Origin of the sequence: Flavobacterium sp. 9R (genome assembly GCF_902506345.1) — a bacterium.
Lineage (GTDB): Bacteria > Bacteroidota > Bacteroidia > Flavobacteriales > Flavobacteriaceae > Flavobacterium.
In genome coordinates this window covers 2544523-2570614 of sequence record NZ_LR733413.1, presented here as the reverse complement: position 1 = coordinate 2570614, position 26092 = coordinate 2544523, and the positions used below count along the sequence as shown (strand labels likewise).

Annotated in this window: 23 protein-coding genes; 13 read left to right on the top strand and 10 right to left on the bottom strand. The window is 36.2% G+C overall.

The annotated features are described in order from the left end of the window. Positions 1-46 precede the first annotated feature (46 nt). A complete protein-coding gene (locus tag FLAVO9AF_RS11460) occupies positions 47-1600 on the bottom strand; it encodes an aldehyde dehydrogenase family protein (protein WP_159688674.1) in 1554 nt (517 codons plus the stop codon). A gap of 246 nt (positions 1601-1846) precedes the next feature. Between FLAVO9AF_RS11460 and FLAVO9AF_RS11455 the strand changes: the two genes are divergently transcribed. After that, a complete protein-coding gene (locus tag FLAVO9AF_RS11455; protein WP_159688671.1) occupies positions 1847-2803 on the top strand; it encodes an MBL fold metallo-hydrolase in 957 nt (318 codons plus the stop codon). 337 nt (positions 2804-3140) lie between these two features. On the opposite strand, the gene FLAVO9AF_RS11450 is transcribed toward FLAVO9AF_RS11455, so the two are convergent. Further along, positions 3141-3680, bottom strand: coding sequence for a 3-hydroxyanthranilate 3,4-dioxygenase (locus FLAVO9AF_RS11450; protein ID WP_159688668.1), 540 nt, complete (start codon positions 3678-3680; stop codon positions 3141-3143). 193 nt (positions 3681-3873) lie between these two features. Here FLAVO9AF_RS11450 and FLAVO9AF_RS11445 point away from each other — a divergent pair, with 193 nt between their 5' ends. Next, the gene (locus FLAVO9AF_RS11445) at positions 3874-4830 is read left to right on the top strand and encodes a Fic family protein (protein ID WP_159688665.1); all 957 of its coding nucleotides are present in this window, start codon (positions 3874-3876) and stop codon (positions 4828-4830) included. 9 nt (positions 4831-4839) lie between these two features. Here the strand turns inward: FLAVO9AF_RS11445 and FLAVO9AF_RS11440 are convergent, their stop codons facing one another. After that, complete coding sequence (locus FLAVO9AF_RS11440) at positions 4840-5949, bottom strand: endonuclease/exonuclease/phosphatase family protein (RefSeq protein ID WP_159688662.1); 1110 nt, start codon at positions 5947-5949, stop codon at positions 4840-4842. A 234-nt stretch (positions 5950-6183) separates the two neighbouring features. On the opposite strand from FLAVO9AF_RS11440, the gene FLAVO9AF_RS11435 reads away from it, so the two are divergent. The 5 genes from FLAVO9AF_RS11435 (at position 6184) to FLAVO9AF_RS11415 (ending at position 11611) form a co-directional block, all read left to right on the top strand. After that, entirely contained in the window at positions 6184-7080 is an 897-nt protein-coding gene (locus FLAVO9AF_RS11435; RefSeq protein WP_159688659.1) for an LD-carboxypeptidase, read from the top strand. 111 nt (positions 7081-7191) lie between these two features. Continuing rightward, positions 7192-7551 (top strand): YraN family protein, encoded by a 360-nt coding sequence (locus FLAVO9AF_RS11430; RefSeq protein ID WP_159688656.1) that lies wholly within the window; start codon positions 7192-7194, stop codon positions 7549-7551. Positions 7552-7673: 122 nt separating this feature from the next. Then, on the top strand, positions 7674-8330 hold the full coding sequence (locus FLAVO9AF_RS11425; RefSeq protein WP_159688653.1) for an aspartate kinase: 657 nt from the start codon (positions 7674-7676) through the stop codon (positions 8328-8330). A 278-nt stretch (positions 8331-8608) separates the two neighbouring features. After that, complete coding sequence (locus FLAVO9AF_RS11420) at positions 8609-10708, top strand: FAD-binding and (Fe-S)-binding domain-containing protein (RefSeq protein WP_159688650.1); 2100 nt, start codon at positions 8609-8611, stop codon at positions 10706-10708. Between the two features lie 195 nt (positions 10709-10903). After that, the gene (locus FLAVO9AF_RS11415; protein ID WP_159688647.1) at positions 10904-11611 is read left to right on the top strand and encodes a (Fe-S)-binding protein; all 708 of its coding nucleotides are present in this window, start codon (positions 10904-10906) and stop codon (positions 11609-11611) included. Between the two features lie 59 nt (positions 11612-11670). On the opposite strand, the gene FLAVO9AF_RS11410 is transcribed toward FLAVO9AF_RS11415, so the two are convergent. The 7 genes from FLAVO9AF_RS11410 to FLAVO9AF_RS11380 all read right to left on the bottom strand — a co-directional run bounded on the left by FLAVO9AF_RS11410 (position 11671) and on the right by FLAVO9AF_RS11380 (position 19263). Then, complete coding sequence (locus FLAVO9AF_RS11410) at positions 11671-12267, bottom strand: DUF6705 family protein (protein WP_159688644.1); 597 nt, start codon at positions 12265-12267, stop codon at positions 11671-11673. 100 nt (positions 12268-12367) lie between these two features. After that, the gene (locus FLAVO9AF_RS11405; RefSeq protein WP_159688641.1) at positions 12368-13192 is read right to left on the bottom strand and encodes a hypothetical protein; all 825 of its coding nucleotides are present in this window, start codon (positions 13190-13192) and stop codon (positions 12368-12370) included. A gap of 615 nt (positions 13193-13807) precedes the next feature. Next, positions 13808-14407, bottom strand: a complete 600-nt coding sequence (locus tag FLAVO9AF_RS11400) for a DUF6705 family protein (protein ID WP_159688638.1) — start codon at positions 14405-14407, stop codon at positions 13808-13810. Positions 14408-14416: 9 nt separating this feature from the next. Further along, positions 14417-15901, bottom strand: coding sequence for a hypothetical protein (locus FLAVO9AF_RS11395; protein WP_159688635.1), 1485 nt, complete (start codon positions 15899-15901; stop codon positions 14417-14419). Between the two features lie 91 nt (positions 15902-15992). Next, positions 15993-17144 (bottom strand): ATP-binding protein, encoded by a 1152-nt coding sequence (locus FLAVO9AF_RS11390; RefSeq protein WP_159688633.1) that lies wholly within the window; start codon positions 17142-17144, stop codon positions 15993-15995. A 290-nt stretch (positions 17145-17434) separates the two neighbouring features. After that, on the bottom strand, positions 17435-18187 hold the full coding sequence (locus FLAVO9AF_RS11385) for an SDR family NAD(P)-dependent oxidoreductase (RefSeq protein ID WP_159688630.1): 753 nt from the start codon (positions 18185-18187) through the stop codon (positions 17435-17437). A gap of 203 nt (positions 18188-18390) precedes the next feature. Continuing rightward, positions 18391-19263, bottom strand: coding sequence for an aldo/keto reductase family oxidoreductase (locus FLAVO9AF_RS11380; RefSeq protein ID WP_159688627.1), 873 nt, complete (start codon positions 19261-19263; stop codon positions 18391-18393). A gap of 211 nt (positions 19264-19474) precedes the next feature. On the opposite strand from FLAVO9AF_RS11380, the gene FLAVO9AF_RS11375 reads away from it, so the two are divergent. From FLAVO9AF_RS11375 to FLAVO9AF_RS11350, 6 genes are all read left to right on the top strand, one after another. Beyond that, entirely contained in the window at positions 19475-20479 is a 1005-nt protein-coding gene (locus FLAVO9AF_RS11375; RefSeq protein WP_159688622.1) for a MoxR family ATPase, read from the top strand. Positions 20480-20553: 74 nt separating this feature from the next. Then, a complete protein-coding gene (locus tag FLAVO9AF_RS11370) occupies positions 20554-21417 on the top strand; it encodes a DUF58 domain-containing protein (protein WP_159688619.1) in 864 nt (287 codons plus the stop codon). Positions 21418-21468: 51 nt separating this feature from the next. Continuing rightward, a complete protein-coding gene (locus tag FLAVO9AF_RS11365) occupies positions 21469-23097 on the top strand; it encodes a hypothetical protein (protein WP_159688616.1) in 1629 nt (542 codons plus the stop codon). Then, positions 23097-24098, top strand: coding sequence for a VWA domain-containing protein (locus FLAVO9AF_RS11360; RefSeq protein ID WP_159688611.1), 1002 nt, complete (start codon positions 23097-23099; stop codon positions 24096-24098). The genes FLAVO9AF_RS11365 and FLAVO9AF_RS11360 overlap by 1 nt, the downstream gene beginning before the upstream one ends. A 126-nt stretch (positions 24099-24224) precedes the next feature. After that, the gene (locus tag FLAVO9AF_RS11355) at positions 24225-25256 is read left to right on the top strand and encodes a VWA domain-containing protein (protein ID WP_159688607.1); all 1032 of its coding nucleotides are present in this window, start codon (positions 24225-24227) and stop codon (positions 25254-25256) included. A gap of 66 nt (positions 25257-25322) precedes the next feature. Next, on the top strand, positions 25323-26084 hold the full coding sequence (locus FLAVO9AF_RS11350; RefSeq protein WP_159688604.1) for a tetratricopeptide repeat protein: 762 nt from the start codon (positions 25323-25325) through the stop codon (positions 26082-26084). The last annotated feature ends 8 nt before the right edge of the window (positions 26085-26092 follow it).

Below are 26092 nucleotides of genomic sequence, written 5' to 3'. Positions count from 1 at the left end.
CTTTCAGTTTTCATACTGAAAGGGTTTTCATTTATATAAATCGATATTACAAATCAAATTTAATCCCTTGTGCCAAAGGTAAATTGGTCGTGTAATTGATGGTATTCGTTTGGCGACGCATATACACTTTCCAAGCGTCAGATCCTGACTCTCTTCCGCCACCAGTTTCTTTTTCTCCACCAAAAGCACCTCCAATTTCCGCTCCAGAAGTACCAATATTCACATTGGCAATGCCACAATCCGATCCTGCTACAGATAAGAAACGTTCTGCTTCACGTAAATTATTCGTCATAATAGCAGAAGACAAACCTTGAGCTACACCATTTTGTATTTCAATCGCATTTTCAACATCGCCACTGTATTTCATCAAATACAATACAGGGGCAAACGTTTCGTGTTGTACAATTTCGAAATTGTTTTGAGCCTCAGCAATAGCTGGTTTTACATAACAACCGCTCTCATATCCTTCACCCGAAAGTACGCCACCTTCAACTAGAATTTTACCGCCTTCGGCTACTACTTTAGTCAACGCTTGGTTATACATTGCAACGGCTTGTGTGTCAATAAGTGGTCCCACGTGGTTTTTTTCATCCAATGGATTTCCAATTCGCAATTGTCCATATGCAGCCACAATAGCGTCTTTTACTTTGTCATACATACTTTCGTGGATAATCAATCTGCGTGTTGAAGTGCAACGTTGTCCTGCGGTTCCAACAGCGCCAAAAACAGCACCAATTACCGTCATTTTGATATCAGCATCAGGAGTCACAATTATCGCATTGTTTCCGCCCAATTCTAAAAGTGATTTTCCTAAACGACCTGCAACTGTTTGTGCTACAATTTTCCCCATTCTAGTAGAACCTGTAGCCGAAATTAAGGGAACACGAGCGTCTTTGGTTAACAATTCACCAATAGTGTAATCGCCGTTAATCAAACAAGAAATTCCTTCTGGAAGGTTGTTTTCTTTTAACACTTCGGCAATAATATTTTGACAAGCTACTCCGCAAAGAGGTGTTTTCTCAGAAGGTTTCCAAACGCAAACATCGCCACAAATCCAAGCCAAAGCCGTATTCCAAGCCCAAACCGCTACCGGAAAGTTGAAAGCAGAAATAATACCGACTACCCCAAGCGAATGGTATTGCTCATACATCCTGTGTCCCGGACGCTCGGAGTGCATTGTCAATCCGTGTAACTGTCGAGACAATCCTACTGCAAAGTCACAAATGTCAATCATTTCCTGAACTTCACCATAGCCTTCTTGCAACGATTTCCCCATTTCATAAGAAACCAGTTTTCCTAAAGCTTCTTTGTTTTTGCGTAATTTTTCTCCAAACTGACGTACAATTTCTCCACGTTGTGGGGCTGGCATCAATCGAAACGTTTTGAAAGCAACCGTAGCAGTTTGCATCACTTTTTCATAATCCGCAGCAGAACTTGTCGTTACCGATGCAATTAATTGTCCGTCTACAGGAGAATAACTTTCTAATAATGAACCGCTCGCAAAATGCTGCGTTCCAGTAGAAGTTCCTTCATTTACTGCTTTAATTCCTAGTTGCGCTAGGGCTTCGTTCATTCCGAATTGAGTTGCTATTGTTGTCATTGTAACTTTTTTAGTTAAAATTGTTATATTTTTTCGTAAAGATAATATTTAGATGCAAATTTCAAAGAAGTGTTTCTAGTTAAAATTAGTAAACACCAAAAAATCAAGACTTTCTGTTGATTGAAGTCCTTTTGAGAAGCCGTAAAAGTAACCTAAATCCCAAAATTAAGATAGATTTCATATAGAAAAAACAGTCATTTTCAGCAGAAGCCGTACTTTTAACCTTTAATTTTCAATGCAGAAAAGATGAGAAAGGTTTTTGGATGGGTGCTGTTGTTTTTAGTGTCCACGATAGTTTCTTTTGGACAAAAAGCGAAACCCGTTTTTGAAGTGGTGCCTTTGGGAGTTTATGGCGGAATCGATGAACGAAATTTGTCGGCCTATTTAGTGGCTCCTTTCGGGACAAAGGAATACGTTTGTTTAGATGCAGGAACCGTTCATTCAGGCATTGAAAAAGCAATTGAAAAAGGTACTTTCTCTGTACCTTCAAGTACAGTTTTGCGCCAATACATCAAAGGCTATTGTATTTCACACGCGCATTTGGACCACGTGTCGGGTTTGATTATCAATTCACCCGCCGATTCGACCAAAACCGTTTACGCCATAGCTCCTGCTATGAAAATGATGCAAAACCATTATTTCAACGACCAGACTTGGGCGAATTTTGGCGATGAAGGTTTGGGGAAACCCTTAAAAAAATACCATTTCGAAACGCTTTCTTTTGGGAAAACCATACCCATTTCGAATACCTCAATGACGGTACAAGCATTTCCGTTGAGTCACGTAAATCCTTACGAAAGCACAGCTTTTTTAATCAAAAAAGACAACAATGCGGTCTTGTATTTAGGCGACACAGGACCCGACTCCGTAGAAAAAACCACAAACCTAGCCGACCTTTGGAAGGCCATCGCGCCCTTGATTCAAAAACAAGAGTTGAAAGGCATTTTTATAGAAGTTTCGTTTCCTAACGAACAACCCGATGCATTCCTATTCGGACATTTAACACCAAAACATTTGATGAAAGAAATGCAGGTTTTAGCAGCACTCACTGGGAAAGAAGCCTTGCAAAAATGCAAAATCATCATTACCCATTTGAAACCTCCTGCAGCTTCAATCCAAAAAATAAAGCAACAATTAGCGGCTCCAAACGATTTGGGATTGACTTTTGTTTTTCCTGAACAAGGGGTACGTATGGAGTTGTAGAGTATTATTCAAAACATATAAGACATTTAAGTTTTTGTGTCTGTTTCGATTTTTTTCAATCATATAAGGTATTAAAGGTCATTTAAGTTTCGCTTGAATCTGGGTTAAAAGCTTAAACGCCAAGTTCGCAAGGGTTTACGCAATGGACGCAAAGTTTCTTTTTTTTTAATTTTTGTCGGTCTGTGTAATTCTATATAATTCTTTTCAATTTAACCAAAAAGTGCAAAACCTTGCGTGCCTTGCGTTTTTTCTTTGCGAACCTTGCGGTTAAAAATTGCAAAGCTCACAAAGAACAAACTCCTATGACTTATATGTTTTAAAAAATTTAGTTCAATGCTTATTTCTTCCCCATAAATCTTGGGTCGGTATCCATCACGGTGCCACAATTTTGGCAAGTACGCAACGTCTCAGAACTATAGAAATGTTGAAAATGAGGCAGAAAATCTTTTTCAATGTTGTGGAGTTCAAAATAGACTTCGTGCAGTTTATGATTACAAGACTCACAATGCCAAAGCAAACCATCGGTAAAACCCAATCCTGCTCTTTTGCGTTCAATGACTAGTCCAATAGAACCTTCGGAACGTACAGGCGAGTGCGGAATTTTAGCGGGATGCAAATACATATCTCCTGCGTGCAGTTCCATTTCTTTGCGCTGCCCTTCTTCTTGAATGATCACTTTTATGCTGCCTTCGAGTTGGTAAAACAGCTCTTCCGTTTCGTTGTAGTGGTAATCTTTTCGGGCATTCGGACCCGCCACAATCATCACGATATAGTCGCCAGAATCAACATAAAGATTCTTGTTGCCAACGGGTGGTTTTAATAACGCTCGGTTATCTTGAATCCATTGGTTGAGGTTGAAGGGTTTTGCTATGGCCATTGTTTTTGTGCTAAAATTGGAAAGGCTAAGATAAGGAAAAGGCTTGACTTTTGAATCGTTGAGCGTGTGAGAGCATACTATTCAATCTAATTTTATGTTTGTAAATGTTTACAAATTAATTTTTTTTGATTTAAAAATTGATAATGAAATCATAAAAATAGTACTTTTGATACTATCAAATGATACTATCATAATGAAACCACCCTACGATATTACTCCTGATATTTTGCGATTAATTGCTTCTATTTCAACTAAAATAGGAGAGGTTAATGCCAAATATCTAGTGAAACAAAGTCCAACATTAAGAAAGCAAAATCAAATAAAAACGATTCATTCTTCTCTTAGTATTGAAGGGAATACCTTGTCTGAGTCACAGATTACTGCAATTCTTGAAAACAAGAGAGTGATAGGTCCCGAAAAAGATATTGTAGAGGTGTTAAACGCTTTAGAGGTCTATAAAAAAATCCGTTCTTTTAAGTATCATTCCAATAAAGATTTTCTAAAGGCTCATCAAATGTTGATGAAAGGATTGGTCGAAAATCCAGGAAAATATCGAACAAAAGGTGTTGGTATTGTAAAAGGAACTCAAGTAGAACATATTGCTCCTCCCTACGAGAATTTACCTTTTTTGATGCAAGATTTGTTTCATTATTTAAAAGACACTTCAGAATTGACGCTCATTAAAAGTTGTGTTTTTCATTATGAGATGGAATTTATTCATCCTTTTATGGACGGAAATGGTAGAATGGGGAGATTATGGCAAACCATTATCTTAATGAATGAATATCCGATATTTGAATTCTTGCCTTTTGAATCACTTATTGCTAAAAACCAGGAGGCTTATTACAAAGCGTTGTCAACCTCTGACAAAGAAGGAAAATCAACTGCGTTTATTGTCTATATGCTTCAAATTATTGAAGTCTCATTGACTGAATTACTACTAAATAGTAACCGAAAATTAAATGAAACCGAACGATTGGAATTGTTTTTAGAACAACCTATCACTGTTTTTTCTAGGAAAGATTACTTAAAGTTTTTTACGGAATTGTCTACGGCTACAGCAAGTAGAGATTTAAAAAACGGAATTTTAAAAGGCTTAATCACTAAAGAAGGAGACCAGAAAAATACCATTTACCAAAAAAGCGTTTAGATTTTCCGCCTATTTCCCTTCTCTAATCAAATAGACATACACAGGGAAATGGTCGCTATACCCAACTTCGGTTAGGGAATGCCTGAGTGGATAGCCTTTGAATTTTCCTTGAGTTTGAATGAGGTAATTCCGTTGGAAAATGCCTGCTTTCCAATACTGCCAAGTCGAATAATCTGAACTGAGCCAAGTGCCTGTAAGCATAATTTGGTCAAAAACATCCCAAGCATCTTGGTGTGCAATCGTACCTAATCCTTTGCTCAACAAAGCTTCAAACGGATTGAAGATTTCGTATGGAGCTACCGCTGTTTTTATTCCTTTGGCTCCTAAAGCTACTTTTATACTCTTGTTATGAGGACCATCATTGAGGTCACCCATCGTAATGATTTTTGCATTGACATTGAGTTGTTGCAACGAATCGATAATTTTCTTGTTCAGTTTTCCTGCGGCTTCTCTGTACGCACTTGTTTTTTGCTCGCCACCCGAACGAGAAGGCCAGTGATTGACAAGGAGATGGATTTCTTCTCCATCTAAATAGCCACTAACGAGCAATTGGTCTCGAGTGTAAATCCTTTTGGTTGGTGCTAGAATGGGAACATCATCTTCTGTTTTTTCAGCTATTGATGCAGCGGTATTGTTTTTTTCAGATTCTGGACTAGCATTCAAATACAATGGAATCACACTGAAGTTTGTTGGTCGAAACCATTTTTTTCGGTATAACAAAGCCACATCAATACCGCGCTTGTCGGGCGAATCAAAGTGAATGATACCATATTCGGCCTCTTGTAGTTGAGATTGTTGAATCAAATCTTCGAGTACGGCTCGGTTTTCGATTTCACAACCACCGATAAAAGTGGGCAATTCTTTGTTTTCAGGAGTGCCTATTTCTGAAAGTACTTGTGCCAAATGATGGAGTTTGGTTTGGTATTTTGCTTTTGTCCATCGTTGCAAACCATCGGGCGTCCATTCTTCGTCAAAAGTATCGGGGTCGTTGATGGTGTCAAAAAGGTTTTCAAAATTGTAAAACGCAACCGTGTGTATTTTGAATTTTTTGGTTTGTGAAAATAGAGGAGATGTCCCCAAAGCAAGCAAGAATCCAAAAATCAACCATTTATATCTCATATTTATTATACTAAAATCGCTACAAGTAAAGTTAAGGGATTTCCGTTAGAAACCGCTGCATATTTTAGGATTTGCCTATATTTGTTTTTTAACTCAGTTTTGAATCTATTGAAACCCAATTTAAACATTATTACAAATCGACAAGCAAAAGCCAATAGCAAGAGTCATTTTTTATGGCAAGCTTTGTTTTTTGTTTTTGTATGCTCGATTACTAACAGTCAAGCTCAAAAAAAGATGATTACACCACCCGTACTTCAAAAAGGAGATACCGTTGCCATTTTGGCTACTGCTCGAAAAAATATCGAAGACAATTTACAACCTACTATCGATTTGCTGCACAGTTGGGGACTCGAAGTGGTCATTGGAAGCACCATTGGTTTAGACCAAAATCAATTGGCGGGAACAGATGCGCAACGTGCGGCTGATTTTCAAAAGCAAATGGACAACCCAAATATTAAAGCCATTTGGTGCGCTCGTGGCGGTTATGGAACGGTGAGAATGATTGATTTATTGGATTTTTCAACTTTCAAAAAGCATCCTAAATGGATTGTAGGTTTTAGCGATGTAACCGTTTTGCACAATCATTTGAATACGTTGGGTTATAAAACCATCCACGGAACGATGCCTGTGAGTATTCCTAGAACCGCTCCTGAATCGATTGCTACTTTGTACAAAGCCTTGTTTGGACAACCTTTAGCCTACACTATTGAACCTACTGCAATGAATCGTTTGGGCAAAGCCAAAGGAGAACTGGTAGGTGGAAATTTATCGATTTTGTATAGTTTGTTTGGTTCGCCTTCTGCTATTGATTGTTCGGATAAAATTCTTTTTATCGAAGATTTGGATGAGTATTTGTACCACATCGACCGTATGATGATGAATTTGAAACGTAACGGTTGTTTGGAAAGCATCAAAGGAATTATCGTAGGCGGTATGACCAAAATGAAAGATAATGATATTCCTTGGGGCAAAAATGCGCTTGAAATTATTGAAGATGTAACCAAATCCTATAACATTCCCGTGGTATATAATTTCCCAGCGGGGCATATTAAGGACAATCGCGCGTTGATTTTGGGAAACACCATTACACTTGAAGTCACGGCTACAAGAACTACTGTGGTTTTTGAATAGTTTTTGGGTTGAAACATAGGAGTCATATTAGTTTACAATTATTATATGGTGAATTTAAAAAACTACTATGACTTATATGTTTAAAATTTGAAAAGGATTTTGATTTAAAATATGGCAGCACATAACGAATTAGGAAAACTAGGTGAGGAGCTAGCGGTTGATTTTCTGAAAAAAGAAGGATACACGATTTTAGCAACGAACTGGATTTTTCAGAAGGCGGAGATTGATATTTTGGCTCAAAAAGAAGATATTTTGGCGGTTGTTGAGGTCAAAACACGGTCTTCTATCGAGTTTGGATTGCCTCAGGACTTTGTAAAACCCCAAAAAATCCAATTATTGGTAAAAGCTGTCGATGCTTATGTGACCCTCAACGAAATCGATGTAAATGTACGATTTGACATTATTGCGATTCATAAAGAGAAGGAATCCTTTGCTATTGAACACCTTACCGACGCTTTTTTTCACTTTTAATCAAAAAAAATCCAATGTTATATTTGTAACAAATTGTTTTTTATTTATATTTGCAAAGAGATTTAACACATTTTGTCAGTTAAATCTAATCTTTCTCTAAAAAAATTAAAAATGTATTTGTTATGAAAACTGTTTCTTCAATTGTTGAAAATTACATCAAAACCAAACCTTTTTTATTGAACGCTCTTTCTTTGGGTATTATCAACTTGACTTCATTATCTCGGAATATTATGACCGAATTAGAAAGTGAATTTGGTAAAGAGGTAAAACAAGGCGCAGTGGTGATGGCTTTGAAACGATTAACAGAAGAATTGGATTTCAAATTGAATCATAAAATCAATAAAGTAATCAAAAATATTGGTGAAATTACCGTTCGCTCGGAGTTGACGGATTACACTTTTGCGGTTTCTGACACTGTTTTGAACAAGCAAGCTGATTTGATTACCGACATTAATACGTTTTCGGATATTTTCTATACTTCCTCACGTGGAGTTAATGAGATTAACATTGTAGTGAGTAATAGCGTGAATCACTTGGTTGAAAAGCATTTTTCTAGTGAGAAATTAATTCAGAAATTAGAAAATTTGGCCTCGATTACGGTTAAGTTACCAAAAGAAAACATAGTGGTTCCGGGTATTTACTACTTCATTTTTCAGCGTTTGGCTTGGGAAGGAATCATTATTAATGAGGTGATTTCGACTTCGAATGAGTTTACAATCTTGGTGAGTGAGAATGAAGTGGATGTAGCCTTTAAAGTAATCAAAGACTTGAAAAATTAGGAATACATTCCAAAAATAGTATGAAAACGAGGCCTAGTGCTTCGTTTTTTTGTGCAAGAAAGTCAAAGAAATGTTTACAAAAAAAGACTATGCTTACTCTTAGCCCCGATGGGAGGGAATATCCTTTTTATCCTTTTTCTGGATAAAAAGATAGGAAGGACAGCGGGACTTTGCTTACTGATATATCCATTTTTTGCTGCTCCAAAAAACAATGGTGCGTCTTGGGGTGAAATTAATGGTCGCTAATGCTTAAATTTACATTTTTATTACGCAAAACAATGTCATTATCTCCTTCTTATCAAAAGTTTAAAGACCAAATTGCAGCTGTGCTCGACACTGGGCGCATATTGACGAATCCTTTGCAAACCTTGGCGTATGGAACGGATGCGAGTTTTTATCGGTTGATTCCGAAGATGGTGCTTTTGGTACATTCTGAAGCCGAAGTGGTGGCGATTATCAAAGCGGCAAATGCCTTGAATATTGCTTTGACGTTTCGAGCGGCGGGAACGAGTTTGTCGGGACAAGCGATAACGGACTCGGTTTTGGTCGTGGCGACGCACGGCTGGAAGAATTACGAATTACTAGATGATAAGCAAAAGATAAAGCTAGAACCCGGAATTGTAGGCGCTAGAGCGAATACTTTTTTGGCGCCATACGGACTAAAAATTGGTCCCGACCCGGCTTCTATTGGTGCGGCGATGATTGGTGGAATTGTAGCCAACAACGCCAGCGGAATGTGCTGCGGAACGGCTCAGAATTCCTATAAAACGATTGCAGATATTCGGATGATTTTGCACGACGGGACAGTCCTAGACACAGCCGATGCGGCTAGTGTGGCTTCGTTTTATGAAATTCAGGCGCATTTAATTGAGGAAATTAAAGACTTGCGACATACGATTGTTGCGAATCCAGCTTTGGAGGAACGCATTCGTCAGAAATTTAAAATCAAAAATACTACGGGATATAGCATCAATGCTTTGGTGGATTACGAAGAGCCTATTGAAATTATCAAGCATTTGATGGTGGGTTCTGAAGGAACTTTGGCGTTTATTTCGAATGTGACTTTTAAAACGGTTGTAGACGAAAAGCATAAATCTTGCTCGTTGTTGATTTTCAATTCGATTCAGGATGCTTGCAACGCGACGATTTTGCTGAAGTCAAGTCCCGTTGCTGCAGTAGAATTGCTAGACAGAGATTCCATTCGCTCGGTAGAAAATGACCCTGAAGCACCTGATTATTTTAAAACGTTGCACGAAGATGCTTGCGCATTATTGGTAGAATGTAGAGATAATGATAAAGAAGTGTTGTTGCAAAAACAACAACAAGTGAAAGCTCAAATTGTGAGTATACCGACTTTTACGGATTATGAATTCACATCAGACCCCAAACAATATTATTTTAATTGGAAGGCAAGAAAAGGTTTGTTGCCGACGGTAGGCGGTTTGCGAAAAACGGGAACTACGGTGATTATTGAAGATGTGGCTTTTCCGTTACCGCAATTGGCAGAAGCTTGTGTGGCTTTGAAAGGATTATTCAAAAAATACGAATACCACGACGCGGTTTTGTTTGGACACGCGCTAGAAGGGAATTTGCATTTTGTGTTTTCGCAAGATTTCTCGAATCCGAAGGAAGTGCAGCGCTATGAAGATTTAATGGCTGAATTGGCTATAATTGTTGTGGATCAATTTGGAGGTTCTTTGAAGGCGGAACACGGAACGGGGCGTAATATGGCGCCTTTTGTGGAAAAAGAATGGGGAGCGGCGGCTTATGATATTATGAAGCGGATTAAGAAGATCTTCGATCCTAAGAATCAAATCAATCCCGATGTTTTGATCAATCCCGATCCAAAAGTGCATTTGAAACACTTAAAACCTTTACCAGAATCTCACGCTATTATTGATAAATGTATGGAATGTGGATTCTGTGAACCGCATTGTGTCTCCGAAGGATTGACGCTTTCACCTAGACAACGCATTGTTATTGCCAGAGAAATCAGCCGATTAGAAGCAACTAATGACGACCCGCAACGATTGGCAGCCATTCGAAAAGATGTTACTTATCAACTGGATGAAACTTGTGCTACCGATGGTTTGTGCGCTTTGGCTTGTCCTGTTCATATTGATACGGGCAAGTTTGTCAAACATTGGCGAGCCGATGCGATTACGGATACGCAAAAGAAAGTGGCCAACTACATAGGTTCAAATATGGCAAGTACCACCGCTATGATGCGAATGGGATTAAAAGTAGTGTCGTTTTTTCATTCGATTTTGGGTACAAGTGTTATGTCATCGATTTCTAGTGGATTACATTGGATTTCAGGAGGCAATATCCCAAAATGGATTCCTCAAATCCCGAAAGGAGCGGATAAAATTAAGTAAACGAAATATTGACCGCGAATTCACAAATTGGTTTAAAAAAAAGGGCCACTGATTCGCAGATTTTAATTGGAATAGCATAAAGGAAATAACCGCAAATTCGCAAATTTTAATTTAAGTAGTTGTAAAACTTAATTTGCGAATTTGCGGTGAAATAAATTTAAAATTTAGTGCATTCGTGGCAAAAAATAAAGAAAGATGGCTGATTTAAAAGTAGTGTATTTCCCTTCCTGCATCAATCGTGCGATGGGAAAAAACGAATTTCAAAAAGAAGAAGACCTACAACTCACAGCACTGACCCATCAGTTGTTGTTGCGGGCGGGCTACACCATTATTTATCCAAAAGAAGTGGATGCGCATTGTTGTGGAATGCCTTTTTCGAGCAAAGGTTTTGTTGCCGTGAATCATAAGCAATCCCAACTTTTAGAAGCGGATTTGCTTCGTGTTTCAGGGAATGGCAAGTATCCTATTTTGTATGATATGAGTCCTTGTTTTTACCATTCCAAAGAAGAATTCACCAGTGCTTTGAAGATAGTAGACCCCATAGAGTTTATGTTGGATTTTGTGCTCCCAAAATTAACCGTAAAAAAGAAAAAGGAAGCAGTGACTATTTTCCCCGTTTGTTCGGTTAAAAAAATTGGAAAAATGGAGCAATTATTGGCTTTGGCGCACTATTGTGCTGAGGACGTAACGATGATTGACAGCAACTGTTGTGGCTTTGCAGGTGACCGTGGTTTCTTGATTCCTGAATTAAACGAACACGGATTAAGAGATATTAAAAATCAAATACCGAGTAATTGTACTAGTGGCTATTCTACTAGTAGAACTTGCGAAATTGGTTTAGAAAAAGCCAGCGGAATGTCGTTTACTTCTATTTTTTATTTGATTGAAGAAGTGACGCGATAAGCAGATACAAAAGGTTTTAGATTTTAGGAATTCCCTCAAATAAGCTTATAATTTTCATTCTATTGCTTTATCATGAGGTATTCTCCTGTATTTATGCTTGCTGGTGGTGGCGGTGGATCTCCCTCCTTTAAGGTTATGAATCCATCCCAAAAAATTTTTACTTTTATTGCGCTAACACCATTTACTTCTACTTTTCGGATGTCGATACCAGCAATGTTGGGCGATTTATCATCAACAAAACTAAGTCTTAGCCGTTTCTCTGTTGGGGAACAATCTGGGCAACCCAATTCGGTTCCAGTTATGATTCTATTTCCTGTTATAATATGGTTCAACTCTTCATCAGTATAATTAATTGCCATATTGGCTAAGGTATTTCCTTTTTCTATTCCGTTTTTGATAAACTGAAATTCTCCTACCACAAGATCTACATAATAATACCCATAGGATTTTATTTTTTTCTTCAAAATAAATTTTAAAGAGGTATTTCCATTAGTATAAAGGTAAGTACCATCATAGCCATCGAGTACGCCATTGATATCTTTGTAGTAAGCTCCTTGGGGACCTTCTTTAGGTTCTGAAATATCATAAACGGGACTTTGGGCTTTACAAGTAGTCCCTAGAATTATAAATACTATATAATTTAGATAATTTTTCATACAACAAATATTCTCTTAAATATTATTTTGAAAAAGCTTGTTTAAGATTGTTGTTAAGGTGTTATTTTCATAATTTTGATTTCTATATCGATTTTATAGGTTAGTCGTCAATTGTATGATAGGCACCTACTTTAGCCTTAAAAAAAAATGCTTTATTATCATTTTTTTGGACAAAAATCAACACATAATTGTCCATAAAATATGCAAGAGAAAAACATTCAGGTCCTCCATCTTTTAAGTTATAAAATCGTGAGGAGTGTATATACTTTTTTAAATCTAATATTAGTTGCGGTTTTAAGTTTTCTCTTAGCTCTTTGAATTCAAAATCAAACGAAAAAGCAGCTCCCCCTAAACAGTTTTCACCATTTAGAATAAATTTGTTTTTAGCATGCTTTGAGGGAGTTATATATTTTTCATCATAGTTAAAATAGAGAGTGTCTTTTTTGGTTAATGGATGAGGTAAACGATTACCTTCTTTATCCATATTAGTATAGTATTGCTTATATTCTATTACTCTAGGTTGGATAAACTCCTTTCCAATAACAAAAAATATAGTGTATTTTCTAAATAGTGAATCGTTTAACTTGTATACATCTACTACATTGTTGTATTTACCATCCATATAAAAATTTCTGTTTTCTATGAAATCTTTAATTGATAGAATTTTTTTAGGCTTTAGCCCTGTGTATAAAAATCCATTTCCTATAAAATAAATATATCCAAGAGTGTTTGTGTTTTTTAATTCATCTTCTGTTGCAGTAATTAAATCTGGGTTTCTTAAATTAGCCATATTTGGTGTAATTGTTGGCGATATGGTATAATATTTTTCCAATGCAAAAAAGAGAGTGTCCTTTGGTTTTTCTTGTGCGTAAATATTTGTGATGCATAAAATAGAAACTAAAATAATTGTAAAAATCACTTTCATAACTGGTTATTAGTAAAATAGCAGATAGTTAATTAAGAAAATTATTGTTTAGTCAAAATGATTTGTTCTTGCGGAATTATTTGTTCTAATTTACCGTATGGACACTCCTCAGACGAAATCATTATTTGCTCTGGCTCTAGAAATAATCTCATCTTACTTTTATTACTGTCTTTAAGCCAATCAATAAATATAGTTCCTAATTGTCCACATTTACAGTCTGTTCCAATATAATTTAATGCATATGTAGAACTTTCTATGTAGTCTCCTTTTATTACAAAAGGACTAGATTCTGCGAGTGCTCTAGTATCCGCAATGATTACTCCATTTGTGTTTGTAATAAAATAACGAATAATTAGTATATCTTCTTTTATTCTTCCGGGCTTGATAGTGCTTTTTACTATACTAAATTCAAAGATTTTATTACTGTAAGTGCCTTTCCAAGTCCCTATAAATTTATTTAATAAACTATTGGTATCTTGTAAATATGTAATATTTTCAGGAATACCATTTCTAGCGATAATATAATCTATCTTTTTTCAATTGAAACAGTTGATTGTGCTTTGAAAGAAAGCACAAATCTGTAAAGTAAACCAAAAAGCATTATTTTTTTTCAGTCTATTGCTTTATCATAAGGTATTCTCCAATTCTTATACTTGCGGGACCAGGAGCAGGATCACCTTCTTTGCGAGTGATAAACCCGTCCCACCAAATCTTTACTTTAATAGCTGCTACACCATTTACGGTTGTTTTTCTTACATCCATATCTGCGATGTTGGGCGATTTGTTGTCAACAAAACCAAGCCTTAGTCTTTTCTCTGTTGGAGAGCAATCCGGGCAACCCAATTCAGTTCCTATTATAATGGTGTTTCCTGTTATAATATGATTCACGGCTTCATCTGTATAGTTGATAGCCATATTAGCTAATGTGTTTCCTATTTCTACCCCTTCTAAGATGTACTGGAATTCCCCCACAACAAGGTCCTCATAATAATATCCATAGGATTTTACTTTTTTCTTTAAGAGGAGCTTGAAAGAAGTGTTGCCATTGGCATATAAATAAGTGCCGTCGTACCCATCGAGTACGCCATTGATATCCTTGTAGTAAGCTCCTTGAGGCTTACCTCTTTTTGGTTCTGAAATATCATAAACAGGACTTTGGGCTTTACAAGCAGTACCTAGAATTATAAATACTATAAAATTTAAATATTTTTTCATAATGTTTTTTTAGTTACAAGAAATTGAGGTTACGGTTGAGTTATTTAATACCAGCTTATTAAAGCCGCTAAGTGTGGCATCGGCTTTATAAATCGAGATGCCAAAGGCAGCAAATTGCTCTAGAAAACTTTTTTCTAATTGTCCGTTACTTTTGGCATAGAGTTTTGCTTGATCTTTGTGAATTGCTTTGATTCTTGCCTCTTCCTCTTGAAATATAACATAATTTGGGTCATTCCATACTGCATCGATTTGAGCTCTTAAGGCGTCTATGTTGTCTATTTTTAGTATATAGGTATTGATGTTTCCTGCTTTATCTTTGCAAACAACAGAATTAAATACTTCGCCCTTTCTTGTTGAACTCGCTCCATCATAAAGCGAAAGCAAAAAGCGGACATCTTGGAAAGAAAACATCGCTTCTCCATTTGTTGGATGTGAATGAGAAGCTCCAACATAACTTGAACCTGTTGATAAAGATACTGAAAATTCATCCTCAGATAAAACCTGAGCAAATTCATATCTATAACTTTCGTCAGGATTCATCATCTTTTTTACTTCTATACCACATTCTTTGTTGTTAACTGAAGCATTAACTTTGCTTTTTAACCAATTTAGACTAGCTTTTAGACTATTTGCATCATTCGGGTTATAGTTCATAACATTTTTAATTTGAGCACAAGGATCAACATACACATCTTCATAAGTAGTCACTCGATAGGGTACGTGGTGAAAATCTGCATCGGTTCCGCACGGATACGGCACACTCATATAGGTTCCTGTAATGGTGGTGGTATATGTAGAATAAGTGTATCCCCAATTGGTGTAGGTGCCCACAATAATAGTGGGTACATAATGACGGGTTTCATGTACATTAATGATTTGCACAAACTGTGTCATGTTGCATGAAGGTACTTTACTTGTGGTGTTTTTTGAAATGTAGAACGAGTTTATAGTTTCATCAAGGAGTGTGAGCTTATTGTTTTTAGATGTATTTGTGCTTTTCCCGTTAAAGACCACCAATTGTCCTATTAATTTTCCGCTTAACTCATACACACTAAGTGTACCTGTAAATTGTGCTAAATCGTCTATTTTATTGGTATATAATGAATGATTCACACTAGAATACGCTTCAATAAGATAGGAATGCATAAGCTCCCCTTTTTTAATAGCAATCAATCCATATTTTAATGGCGCCTGAAATATATTTGATTCAATGGTAGTTTGATTTTTTTCTGAAATTTGAACTTCATATATGGTTAATTGCTCTTTTTCAAGAGTTGTAATAGTTTCCCAATTAACCACAATGTTTTTAGCAAAGTTTTTCTGTGAAAAATCATCTAATTTTAATTCTTTTTTTAGTTGGTTTATAACCGAAGAAGAATTCTTGATTTCAAGATCATCATTGGTACAAGAAAAGAGGATCATAACTAAAAATAAATTCAAAGAAGAAAACAAAATTGTCTTCTTTACTTTATTTGTTCTTAAAATCAAACTCATATCATAAAAATTTATTAATCAAATACATATAATAATTTTGTAAAATAAATCTTTATTTTAATAATTGATTTTGTTAGATAAAAAAATACCTTTAATTAGCCGCCGACTGCCCATCATATTTCATTTTTCTCAAAATCCTCAAGGCTTCTTTGAAAGACAAATACACTTGAGGGAATGGTTTAAGAAAAGTTTTGGCATCAATTAATTTTTGTTTGGCATCGTCAAATCCGTTGAGGTAGCAAATCATCAAGGTTGAAGGTAAGTTTTCTAGGTCTTTTAACTCTCTATCGTTAAGTTGTTGTCCTTTTTCGAGTTTGTTGAGCAAAGCGCCGTTTGCATTATAAATGTGGTACAACATTTTGGTATTGAATTCGGGAGGTTCAAACAGAAAATCCCTGTCGATTTTGTAATAGCCATTATCGTGAAAACGCAAGGTTTGTTTTTCCAAAGGATAATAACTGGTTTTGTCATTCAATCCCAAAGGCACATATTCAATAATCGTAAAGGTATCCTCATCAAAAGTAATTTCTACCACGTCTTGAGCAGAGTAAAACAGCTTAATTTGTTCGTTGATAAGGGCAATATCTACTCTAGACAAATACGTTTTTCCTTTGTAATGTTTAGCTATTCCCGCCCAGCAAATCACGAACAACTCTTTGAAGACTTTGTATTTCGGCGACATATCTTTATGACGAAAATTCATAAAATCAATCACACCGTCTAATGTATACGCAATGCTGTTACGCGAATTATTTTCGATTCCAATAACTGTTTCGGTGTTTTGATGATTGCGTTCTATTTCGCCTTCTATCGGGAGCGTATTACTGCCTCTTCGAATAAAAACACTATTAGCAAGTATGGTATGAATTCCTTTTTTGAAAAAAGAGGTTTTCGGATTGGGTTTAATAGTGACAAGACCTACCACTTTATCTTTGGGCAGATTGGGGAAAGGCACATTTTCATACTGAATCTGAGGCGGATTTTCGAGAAAGGCATTGACTAAATTCTGAATCCGACTATCATCAAAAAAATCATCGCCTACAATGGCATTGTCTTGGTCTTCAACGCCGACGACTATATATGAATTGTTGGTAGGATTGGAATTGGATAAGGCGCAAATGTGTTTCAAAAATTTCGCTTTCCCTTCCCTAGAATGCAAATTCAATTGTCGCTTTTTGTCATAAAAACTGCTCTCATCATTATGAGCCAATAGGTTCTTAATAAGCAAGCGTTTATTAATCATAACTAAGGTTGTCTTTTATGGACTTTGGGTCTCTAAAAGTACACTTTTTTGATGGTATAGTAAAGAAAAAGAACTATCTAGCTTTTTTTGAATGTAATAAAAGGTTGAATAGCTCTTATTTCGAATAAAACAAAAATGTAACCACTTAGAATCATAGGTTAAGTTAATTTGAAGAAGCATAAAATAGAAATAGCACTATTTTACACATAGAATGGCTATGTGAAAAGTAAAACGTCTATTGCATACTTTTAAAAACTATGAATTCTATGTTTCTATGTGGTGATAAAAGGTTAATTCCTTTTTACAATAGTTGGCGAAGCCTGAGCCGTTGGATACACAATCAAGTCTGCGATATTGACGTGATAAGGTCGTGTCACCACAAAGTGAATAATATCCGCAATATCTTCCGGTCGCAAAGGCGTTAATCCTTTGTAAACAGTAGCAGCGCGTTCGGTATCGCCTTTAAAACGGACTTCGCTAAACTCCGTTTCTACCATTCCGGGATGAATGCCCCCAACACGAATTCCGTAAGGATTCAAATCGATTCGCATACTCTGATTGAGCGCATCTACCGCATATTTTGAAGCACAATACACATTGCCATTCGGGTACACTTCCTTTCCCGCAATCGAACCAATGTTAATGATATGTCCAGATTCTTTAGCAATCATTTTTGGAATAATCGCTTTAGAAACATACAGCAATCCTTTGACGTTGATATCTATCATAGCGTCCCAATCGTCCATATCCCCATTTTGGATGGAGTCAAGACCGTGGGCATTTCCAGCGTTATTTACCAAAATGTCAATATCCGCAAAGGCTTCGGGTAAAGACCCAATGCTTTCAAAAACCGCTTTTTTATCGCGAACATCAAAACACAAATGCTGAACAGCAGTAAAGGCGCTCAATTCTTTTTCCAAGGCTTCCAATCGGTCTTTTCTTCGGCCACAAAGCACAATTTTAAAGTTGTTTTGAGCCAGTAGTATGGCGGTTGCTTTTCCGATACCGCTGGTAGCACCAGTGATTAAGGCAGTTTTTATCATAAAATATAAGTTGATAAGAGTTTAAGAATTTTTAGGAACAGTAACAAAGGGAATTATCAGGAGACAAAGTCCCGCTATCCGCTATATCTTTTTTTATAAACCTGACAGGTTTTTAACACCTGTCAGGTTTATAAAAAAAGGATGCCGCTCCTATCGGGGTTAAAAGGCAACAAATTACCTTTTTGGTATCATTTATACTACCACTAAGGTACTTCGTTACCCATACTTTCTGTCCAAATCGCAAACCAATCTTCTTGCGACAATTGTAATTCAGTAGCTTTCATCAACGACTGAATACGCGCCACATTTACCGTTCCAGCAATTGGAACAATATGAGCAGGGTGTTTTAAAATCCAAGCCAATAAAATCGTATCGGCACCAATTTCATATTTAGAAACCAGCGTCGCCAATAATTTACGCAAGCGGAAAGTTTGCATATTTTCTTGACGAAAAACACTTCCTAGCGGATTCCAAGACAACGGACGAATTTGGTGCAATTGCATATAATCCAAGCTGCCGTCAAGCATCGGCTGATAATCCGTAGCCGAAAATTGAATTTGGTTAAACGAAATCGGAGTTTTTTGTCGAATCAATTCCGTTTGTGAACTGGTAAAATTCGACACTCCAAAATCAATAATTTTTCCTTCGGATTTTAACTTTTCAACCGCTTCAGCAATTTCGTCGGCTTGCATCAACGGACTTGGTCGGTGCAATAAAAGGACATCAAGGTAGTCTGTCTTTAGGTTTTTCAAAGAATTTTCTACAGACCAAATAATGTAGTCTTTCGAATAATCGTAATGCTTAATGGTGTTGTTTCTTTTTTCAGCCAGCATTTGAATGCCACATTTCGAAATCAATTGAATTTGCTCTCTTTTAATTTTTGAATTCGAAAGTGCTTTTCCAAACTGAGCTTCAGTGGTATAACTGCCATAAATATCGGCGTGGTCAAAAGTGGTTATTTTGTTTTCAAAACAGATGTGGATGAGATTTTCCATCTCTTTTGTTTTGAGATTTTTGTCCCAAACGCCCCAATTCATCGCACCAGCAATAATAGGGGATAATGAAGATTTAGTCATGCTTAAAATGTGATTAAATTGTAATTTAACTTTGGAAATAAAGTAATTTTTTCAAAGTTCTTAAAATTTAATAGATAGTATCATAATTCTTACTTAAAATTCGGGAATCTTCCGAACTTTTAACCATTTTTTAACACCAAACGTCTAAAAAAAAATTCAATTTGCACCATCAAAACAAGGGACAAATATCAAAGAGAATAAAAACTAAACAATGGAAGAAAATACAACAACTTTAGACATTAGAGCAATCAATGAGAAAATAGAAAGGGAGAGTGCTTTTATAGATTTGCTTACAATGGAAATGAACAAAGTTATTGTGGGACAAAAACATATGGTAGAGCGATTGCTAATCGGGCTTTTAGGTCAAGGACACATTCTGTTAGAAGGAGTGCCAGGATTAGCCAAAACATTAGCCATCAATACCCTATCACAAGCCGTTCAAGGTTCTTTTAGCAGAATTCAATTTACCCCAGATTTATTGCCTGCCGATGTTATTGGAACAATGATTTATAACATCAAGCAAAATGAATTCTCTATTAAAAAAGGACCCATTTTTGCCAATTTTGTGCTTGCCGATGAGATTAACCGTGCACCTGCAAAAGTACAATCAGCTTTGCTAGAAGCGATGCAGGAAAAGCAAGTAACCATTGGTGATACTACCTTCAAATTAGACAAACCCTTTTTGGTATTAGCCACACAAAACCCAATTGAGCAAGAAGGAACCTACCAGTTGCCAGAAGCTCAAGTGGACCGTTTTATGCTTAAAACAGTAATTGACTATCCTAAAATGGAAGACGAACGCTATGTAATTCGTCAAAATTTAAAAGGAAGCTACGAAAAAGTAAATCCAGTAGTCTCTGTCGAACAAATTTTACGTGCTCAAGAAGCGGTTCGTGAAGTGTATATGGACGAAAAAATAGAAAAATATATCTTGGATATCATTTTTGCAACGCGTTACCCTGAAAAATATAAACTAGCCGATTTGAAACCTTTGATTGGTTTTGGAGCTTCGCCTCGTGGAAGTATCAATTTGGCCAATGCTGCTAAATGTTATGCGTTTATCAAACGTCGTGGCTATGTAATTCCAGAAGATGTTCGCGCAGTGGTTCACGATGTATTGCGTCACCGTATCGGTGTAACCTACGAAGCCGAAGCTGAAAATGTAACTTCGGTAGACATCATCAACAAAATCGTAAACGAAATCGAAGTACCCTAAAAAGTGACTAGTAACTAGTGATTAGTAATTAGCTTTTACTATTCACTAATTACTAATCACTAATCACTTAATAAATGGATACAAAAGAGCTTTTAAAAAAAGTACGAAAAATAGAAATCAAAACCAGACGATTGAGTGATCATATCTTCTCTGGTGAGTATCATACCTCTTTCAAAGGCCGCGGAATGACGTTTAGCGAAGTGCGTCAATACCAATATGGTGACGATATTCGCGCTATCGATTGGAATGTAACTGCCCGTTACAACGAAGCCCACGTAAAAGTTTTTGAAGAAGAACGCGAATTGACGATGATGTTAATGGTCGATATTTCGGGTTCTGAAAATTTTGGCTCTACAAGTCAGTTCAAGAAAGAAATTGTCATTGAAATTGCCGCTACTATGGCTTTTTCAGCCACTCAAAACAATGACAAAATAGGTTTGATTTTGTTTTCTGACGAAATAGAATTGTACATTCCACCCAAAAAAGGACGTTCTCACGTTTTGCGTCTGATACGTGAACTAATCGAATTTGAGCCTAAAAGCCATAAAACGGATATTGCTCAAGCCTTGAAATTTCTATCAAGCACTCAAAAAAAGAAAGCGATTGTGTTTATGATTTCTGATTTTATGTGTGAAAACTACGAGCAAACCCTGAAGATTGCTTCCAAAAAGCACGATATTACTGGAATACGAGTGTACGATATTCGCGAAGAAAAAATGCCCAATTTAGGAATGGTGACGATGCTCGATGCCGAAACAGGACGAACTCAATTGATAAATACTGGTTCAAAAACAGTTCGAATGAATTATGAAAAACATTATCAAGATAAAGTAAATTATTTCAAAGAATCTTTTCGTAAGTCAGGCTCAGGAGTAGTTAATACAAGAGTCGATGAAAGTTATGTGACCAAATTATTAAGTTACTTTAAATCTCGTTAAACTAGCTTTTTCAGTCTTTTAAATCGTTGAAAAAGTTAAAGTTAAAAACCAATGAAAATTAAACTTTACCTATTATTTATTGTTCTATCGACTTCTCTTTTTGCTCAGCAAAAACAAGTACTGACGTCTATAGACACCACCAAAAATAAAATTGGTGCCGAGTTTAAATTGACCCTAAAGACCACCGTAAAGGCCACTTCTAAGGTTACTTTTCCTAACCTAAAAAATGTAGGACCACTTGAAGTAATCGAATCTTATCCAATTGACACCGTTAAAAAAAATGATCAATTGGAGTTGGTCAAAAAATATGGTTTGACTCAGTTTGATTCTGGAAAATACACGATTCCTTCGGTTAAAATTTTAATTGATAAAAAGCCTTTTTTCTCGGATTCTATTAAAGTGGAAGTAGCCAATGTTGCTGTTGATACTTTGAAACAAAAAATGTACGATATCAAAGGCATCATCAAAGCGCAAGATTCGTGGGGCAATTGGTGGTTGTACCTTTTGATAGCTCTTGTTATCATTGGGGCAGTAGCCTATTGGTACTTCAAAATTCGTAAAAAAACAGTGGTATCAGAAGTTGTCGTTTACAAAACGCCTATCGAAAAAGCCACGAGTTTATTGAATACTTTAGAGCAAAAAGAGCTTTGGCAAAAAGGCGATGTAAAAGCGTATTATAGCGAATTGACGGATATTGCTAGAAATTATATTGAAGAAGCCATTGCCATTCCAGCGATGGAAAGTACCACAGCGGAATTAGTTGCGGGATTAAAAGCGGCTTCTCAGAAAAAGAAAATGAAGTTATCTCAAGAAACGATTGAGAATTTAGAGCGTGTTTTAAAACAAGCGGATTTGGTAAAATTTGCCAAATCAAAACCCCTAGATTTCGAAATTACCGAAGATAGAAACAAAATTCAGAAAGCCATTTTAACCTTAGATAATGCAATACCTGTTGTAGTTGAATCTGAAGAGGAAAATGTGTTGAACGAAGCACAAAAACAAAAACAATTGCAACTGCAATTAGAAAAAGAACGCAAAGCTAAAATTAGGACTTATGTTGGTGTTGGTGTAGGAATCGTAGTTGGAGTATTCTTGTTTTTTGTAGTGACCAAAGGACTTATGTACACGGTACACTCTATTATCGGACATCAAACCAAAGAATTATTGGAAGGAGAATGGGTGAAAAGTCAATACGGAAACCCAGGTGTAATCATTGAAACTCCAGAAGTATTGACGCGTGTCGATTTGAAAAAAGCATTACCAAAAGAAGGTTTGGCCTTAATTAAAGATATGCAATCCTTTGGTTATGGAAGCTTTTTAGGAGATTTCTATTTGATGGTGTCTACTTATAGTTTCAAACAAGAAAATGCCCTTGATTTGTCAAAAGCCCTCGAAGGTTCTATAAAAATGATGGAATTACAAGGCGCTCAAAATATGCTCGTTAAACAAGAGGATTTTGAAACTCCTGAAGGATTAAAGGGTATTAAAGGGTACGGAACATTCTCCAAAGTTGACGATAAATCCAATAGCAGTACTAAATTGTATTATGAGATATTATTGTTTAGTCAAAATGGCGGATTGCAACAAATTATGATTTTGCACGAAGAAGGAGATGAGTACGCTATAAAAATAGCAGAACGTATATTGAATTCTGTTGAATTAAAACTAACAAGGAACTAATGGAAAAAATCACTTTTTTAAATCCTGAGTTTTTTTGGTTGTTCTTGTTACTACCAGTAGTTATTGCTTGGTTGTTTTGGAAAAAGAACCAGCAAGTGGCCTCGCTTAAAGTGAGTTCTACAGCAGGTTTTCAAGGCAAAAAATCATTTTGGGTGTTGTTGAAACCGTACTTAAGTGTGTTTAGAATTTTGGCTTTAGCGTCGCTGATTATCGCAATGGCAAGACCAAGAACAGTCGATGTAAGCAATAGAACCAAAACCACCAAAGGAATTGATATTGTTATGGCAATAGACGTTTCAGGAAGTATGTTGGCCAAAGATTTAAAGCCCAACCGAATGGAAGCCCTAAAACGTGTGGCAGCCAGTTTCGTTGACGAAAGACCCAATGACCGTATTGGATTGGTAGTGTATGCTGCCGAATCCTACACTAAAACTCCTGTGACTAGTGATAAAGCGATTGTTCAAGAAGCTATCAAAAGCATAAAATACGACAACGTTTTGCAAGACGGAACTGGAATTGGAATGGGATTGGCGACAGCTGTAAACCGTTTGAAAGACAGCAAAGCTAAAAGTAAAGTCATTATTCTCTTGACCGATGGTGTAAACAATGCTGGTTTTATTGAACCAGAAACCGCTTCAGATATTGCCAGACAATACGGAATCAAAGTCTACACTATCGGAATTGGAACAAACGGAATGGCAATGTTTCCTTATGCAATCGCACCGAATGGAGGCTTTTTGTTCCAAATGATGAAAGTAGAAATCGACGAGCAATTGATGAAAAACATAGCCCGAAAAACCGATGGTAAATATTTTAGAGCGACGAGTAATGACAAACTAGCACAGATTTACAACGAAATCAACAAACTCGAAACCACAGAAATAGAAGAGTTAAAATTCTATGACTATGATGAAAAGTTCAGATTTTTTGTGTTGCTAGCAGGACTATTGTTGCTCATTGAAGTTGGTTTGAGAAATACAGTGTACAGAAGTTTTATTTAAAATATTGATTTAAATAAAACAAAAATCAATTTTTAAAACTCCAAATTCCAATGGATGGGATTTATTTCGGAGTAGTTACACTCCCAATTGGAATTTGGGATTTAATTTTTGGAATTTAAATAAAAAATGGAATTAGACGAAAAAAAATATTTATACCTACTCATCTTATTGCCTCTTTTGGTAGTGGTTTTCTTGTACAATTTGTATTGGAAAAGAAAAAAACAACGCGAATTTGGTTCGGTTGAAATGGTGCAAAAGTTGAGTCCAGATAGCTCTAGTTTTAAATCGGTATTGAAACTAATTGTTTTAGTATTGGCTTTTGCATCCTTGATTTTAGGCTTGGTGAATCCTAAAATTGGCACCAAAATGGAAACGGTGAAGCGTGAAGGTATTGATATTGTTTTCGCGGTCGATGTTTCTAAAAGTATGCTGGCAGAGGATATCGCGCCAAGTCGTTTAGAAAAAAGTAAGCAAATTGTATCGCAAATCATCAACCAACTCGGCAGTGACCGCATTGGTATTGTTGCTTATGCTGGAAGTGCTTTTCCAGTGTTGCCAATCACCTCAGATTACGGTGTGGCGAAAATGTTTTTACAAAGTATGAATACCGACATTGTTTCGTCTCAAGGAACTTCTTTGGACGAAGCGATTAAATTATCGGCTACTTATTTTGATGAAAAAAGCAAAACAAGCAAGTTGATGATTATGATTTCGGATGGAGAAGACCATTCTGAAGGATCCGAAAGCGCCGCCGAAGAAGCCAATAAAATTGGGATGAAAATCATTACGATTGGTGTTGGTACTGAGAAGGGTGGTACGATTCCTTTGCGCCGAAACGGTGTGATTGAAAGCTATAAAAGAGATAAAGACAATCAAATCGTTATCACAAAGTTGAATCCAGAAAGCTTAAAAAGCATTGCAAAGGCGACGAATGGAAATTATGTAAACGGCGCCAATACTAAAGAAGTGTTAGAGTTTGTAAAAAACACTTTGGATAAAATCCAAAAAACAGAATTCGAAGCGACTGAAATGGCAGAGTATCAATCTCAATTTCAATGGTTTTTAGCCATTGGTTTTCTGCTGCTTTTGGTAGATGTTTTTCTGTTAGAACGCAAAACAAGTTGGGTGAAAAAATTGAATTTGTTTAACGAGAAATAAAGTTTTCTAACCTCCCAATGTGAAGTTGATAAATGTACTTGAAAGTGATAAAATACAAAATTACAAATGATTAAAAAATATTTCATATTCCTTTTCTTGTTTTCCCTTTTGGGGCTAGGAGGTCTATTTGCTCAACAAAAAGACAAAGCATTACCAAAAGCGAATGAAGAATTTGCAGAAAAAAAGTTTGTAGAAGCGGAAGCAAATTATAGAGTTTCACAATCTAAATTCCCTAACCGAACGGTAGCTCCTTACAATTTAGGAAATGCAATTTACAAGCAAAATCAAAATGCCGAAGCACAATACGCCTATGTTGAAGCATTACGCAAAGCAAAAATAAAATCTCAAAAGCACAAAATATTGCACAATTTGGGCAATACTTTTATGAAAGATAAAAATTATGAAGCCGCAGTTGATGCCTACAAAAACGCTTTACGTTCTAATCCCGAAGACGAGGAAACACGTTACAATTATGCTTTGGCCAAAAAAATGCTAAAAGACAATCCACCGAAAAACGATAAGGATAATAAAAAAGACAAAGACAAGGATAAAGATAAGAAGGACGACAAGAAAGACGGCGATAAAGACAAAGACAAAAAAGACGATAAAGGCGATCAGGACAAAAAACAAGATCCTAATCAAAACGAGCAAAAAAACAGCAAAAATCAAGACCAAAAAGGACAACCCAAACCCAAACCTGGAGACATTTCTAAAGATCGTTTAGAAAACCTTTTGGATGCTGTAAACAACGAAGAAAAGAAAATTCAAGATAAAGTAAAAGCCAAACAAGGCCAAGGAAAACCAGTTCAAACCGAAAAAGATTGGTAATTCAAAAA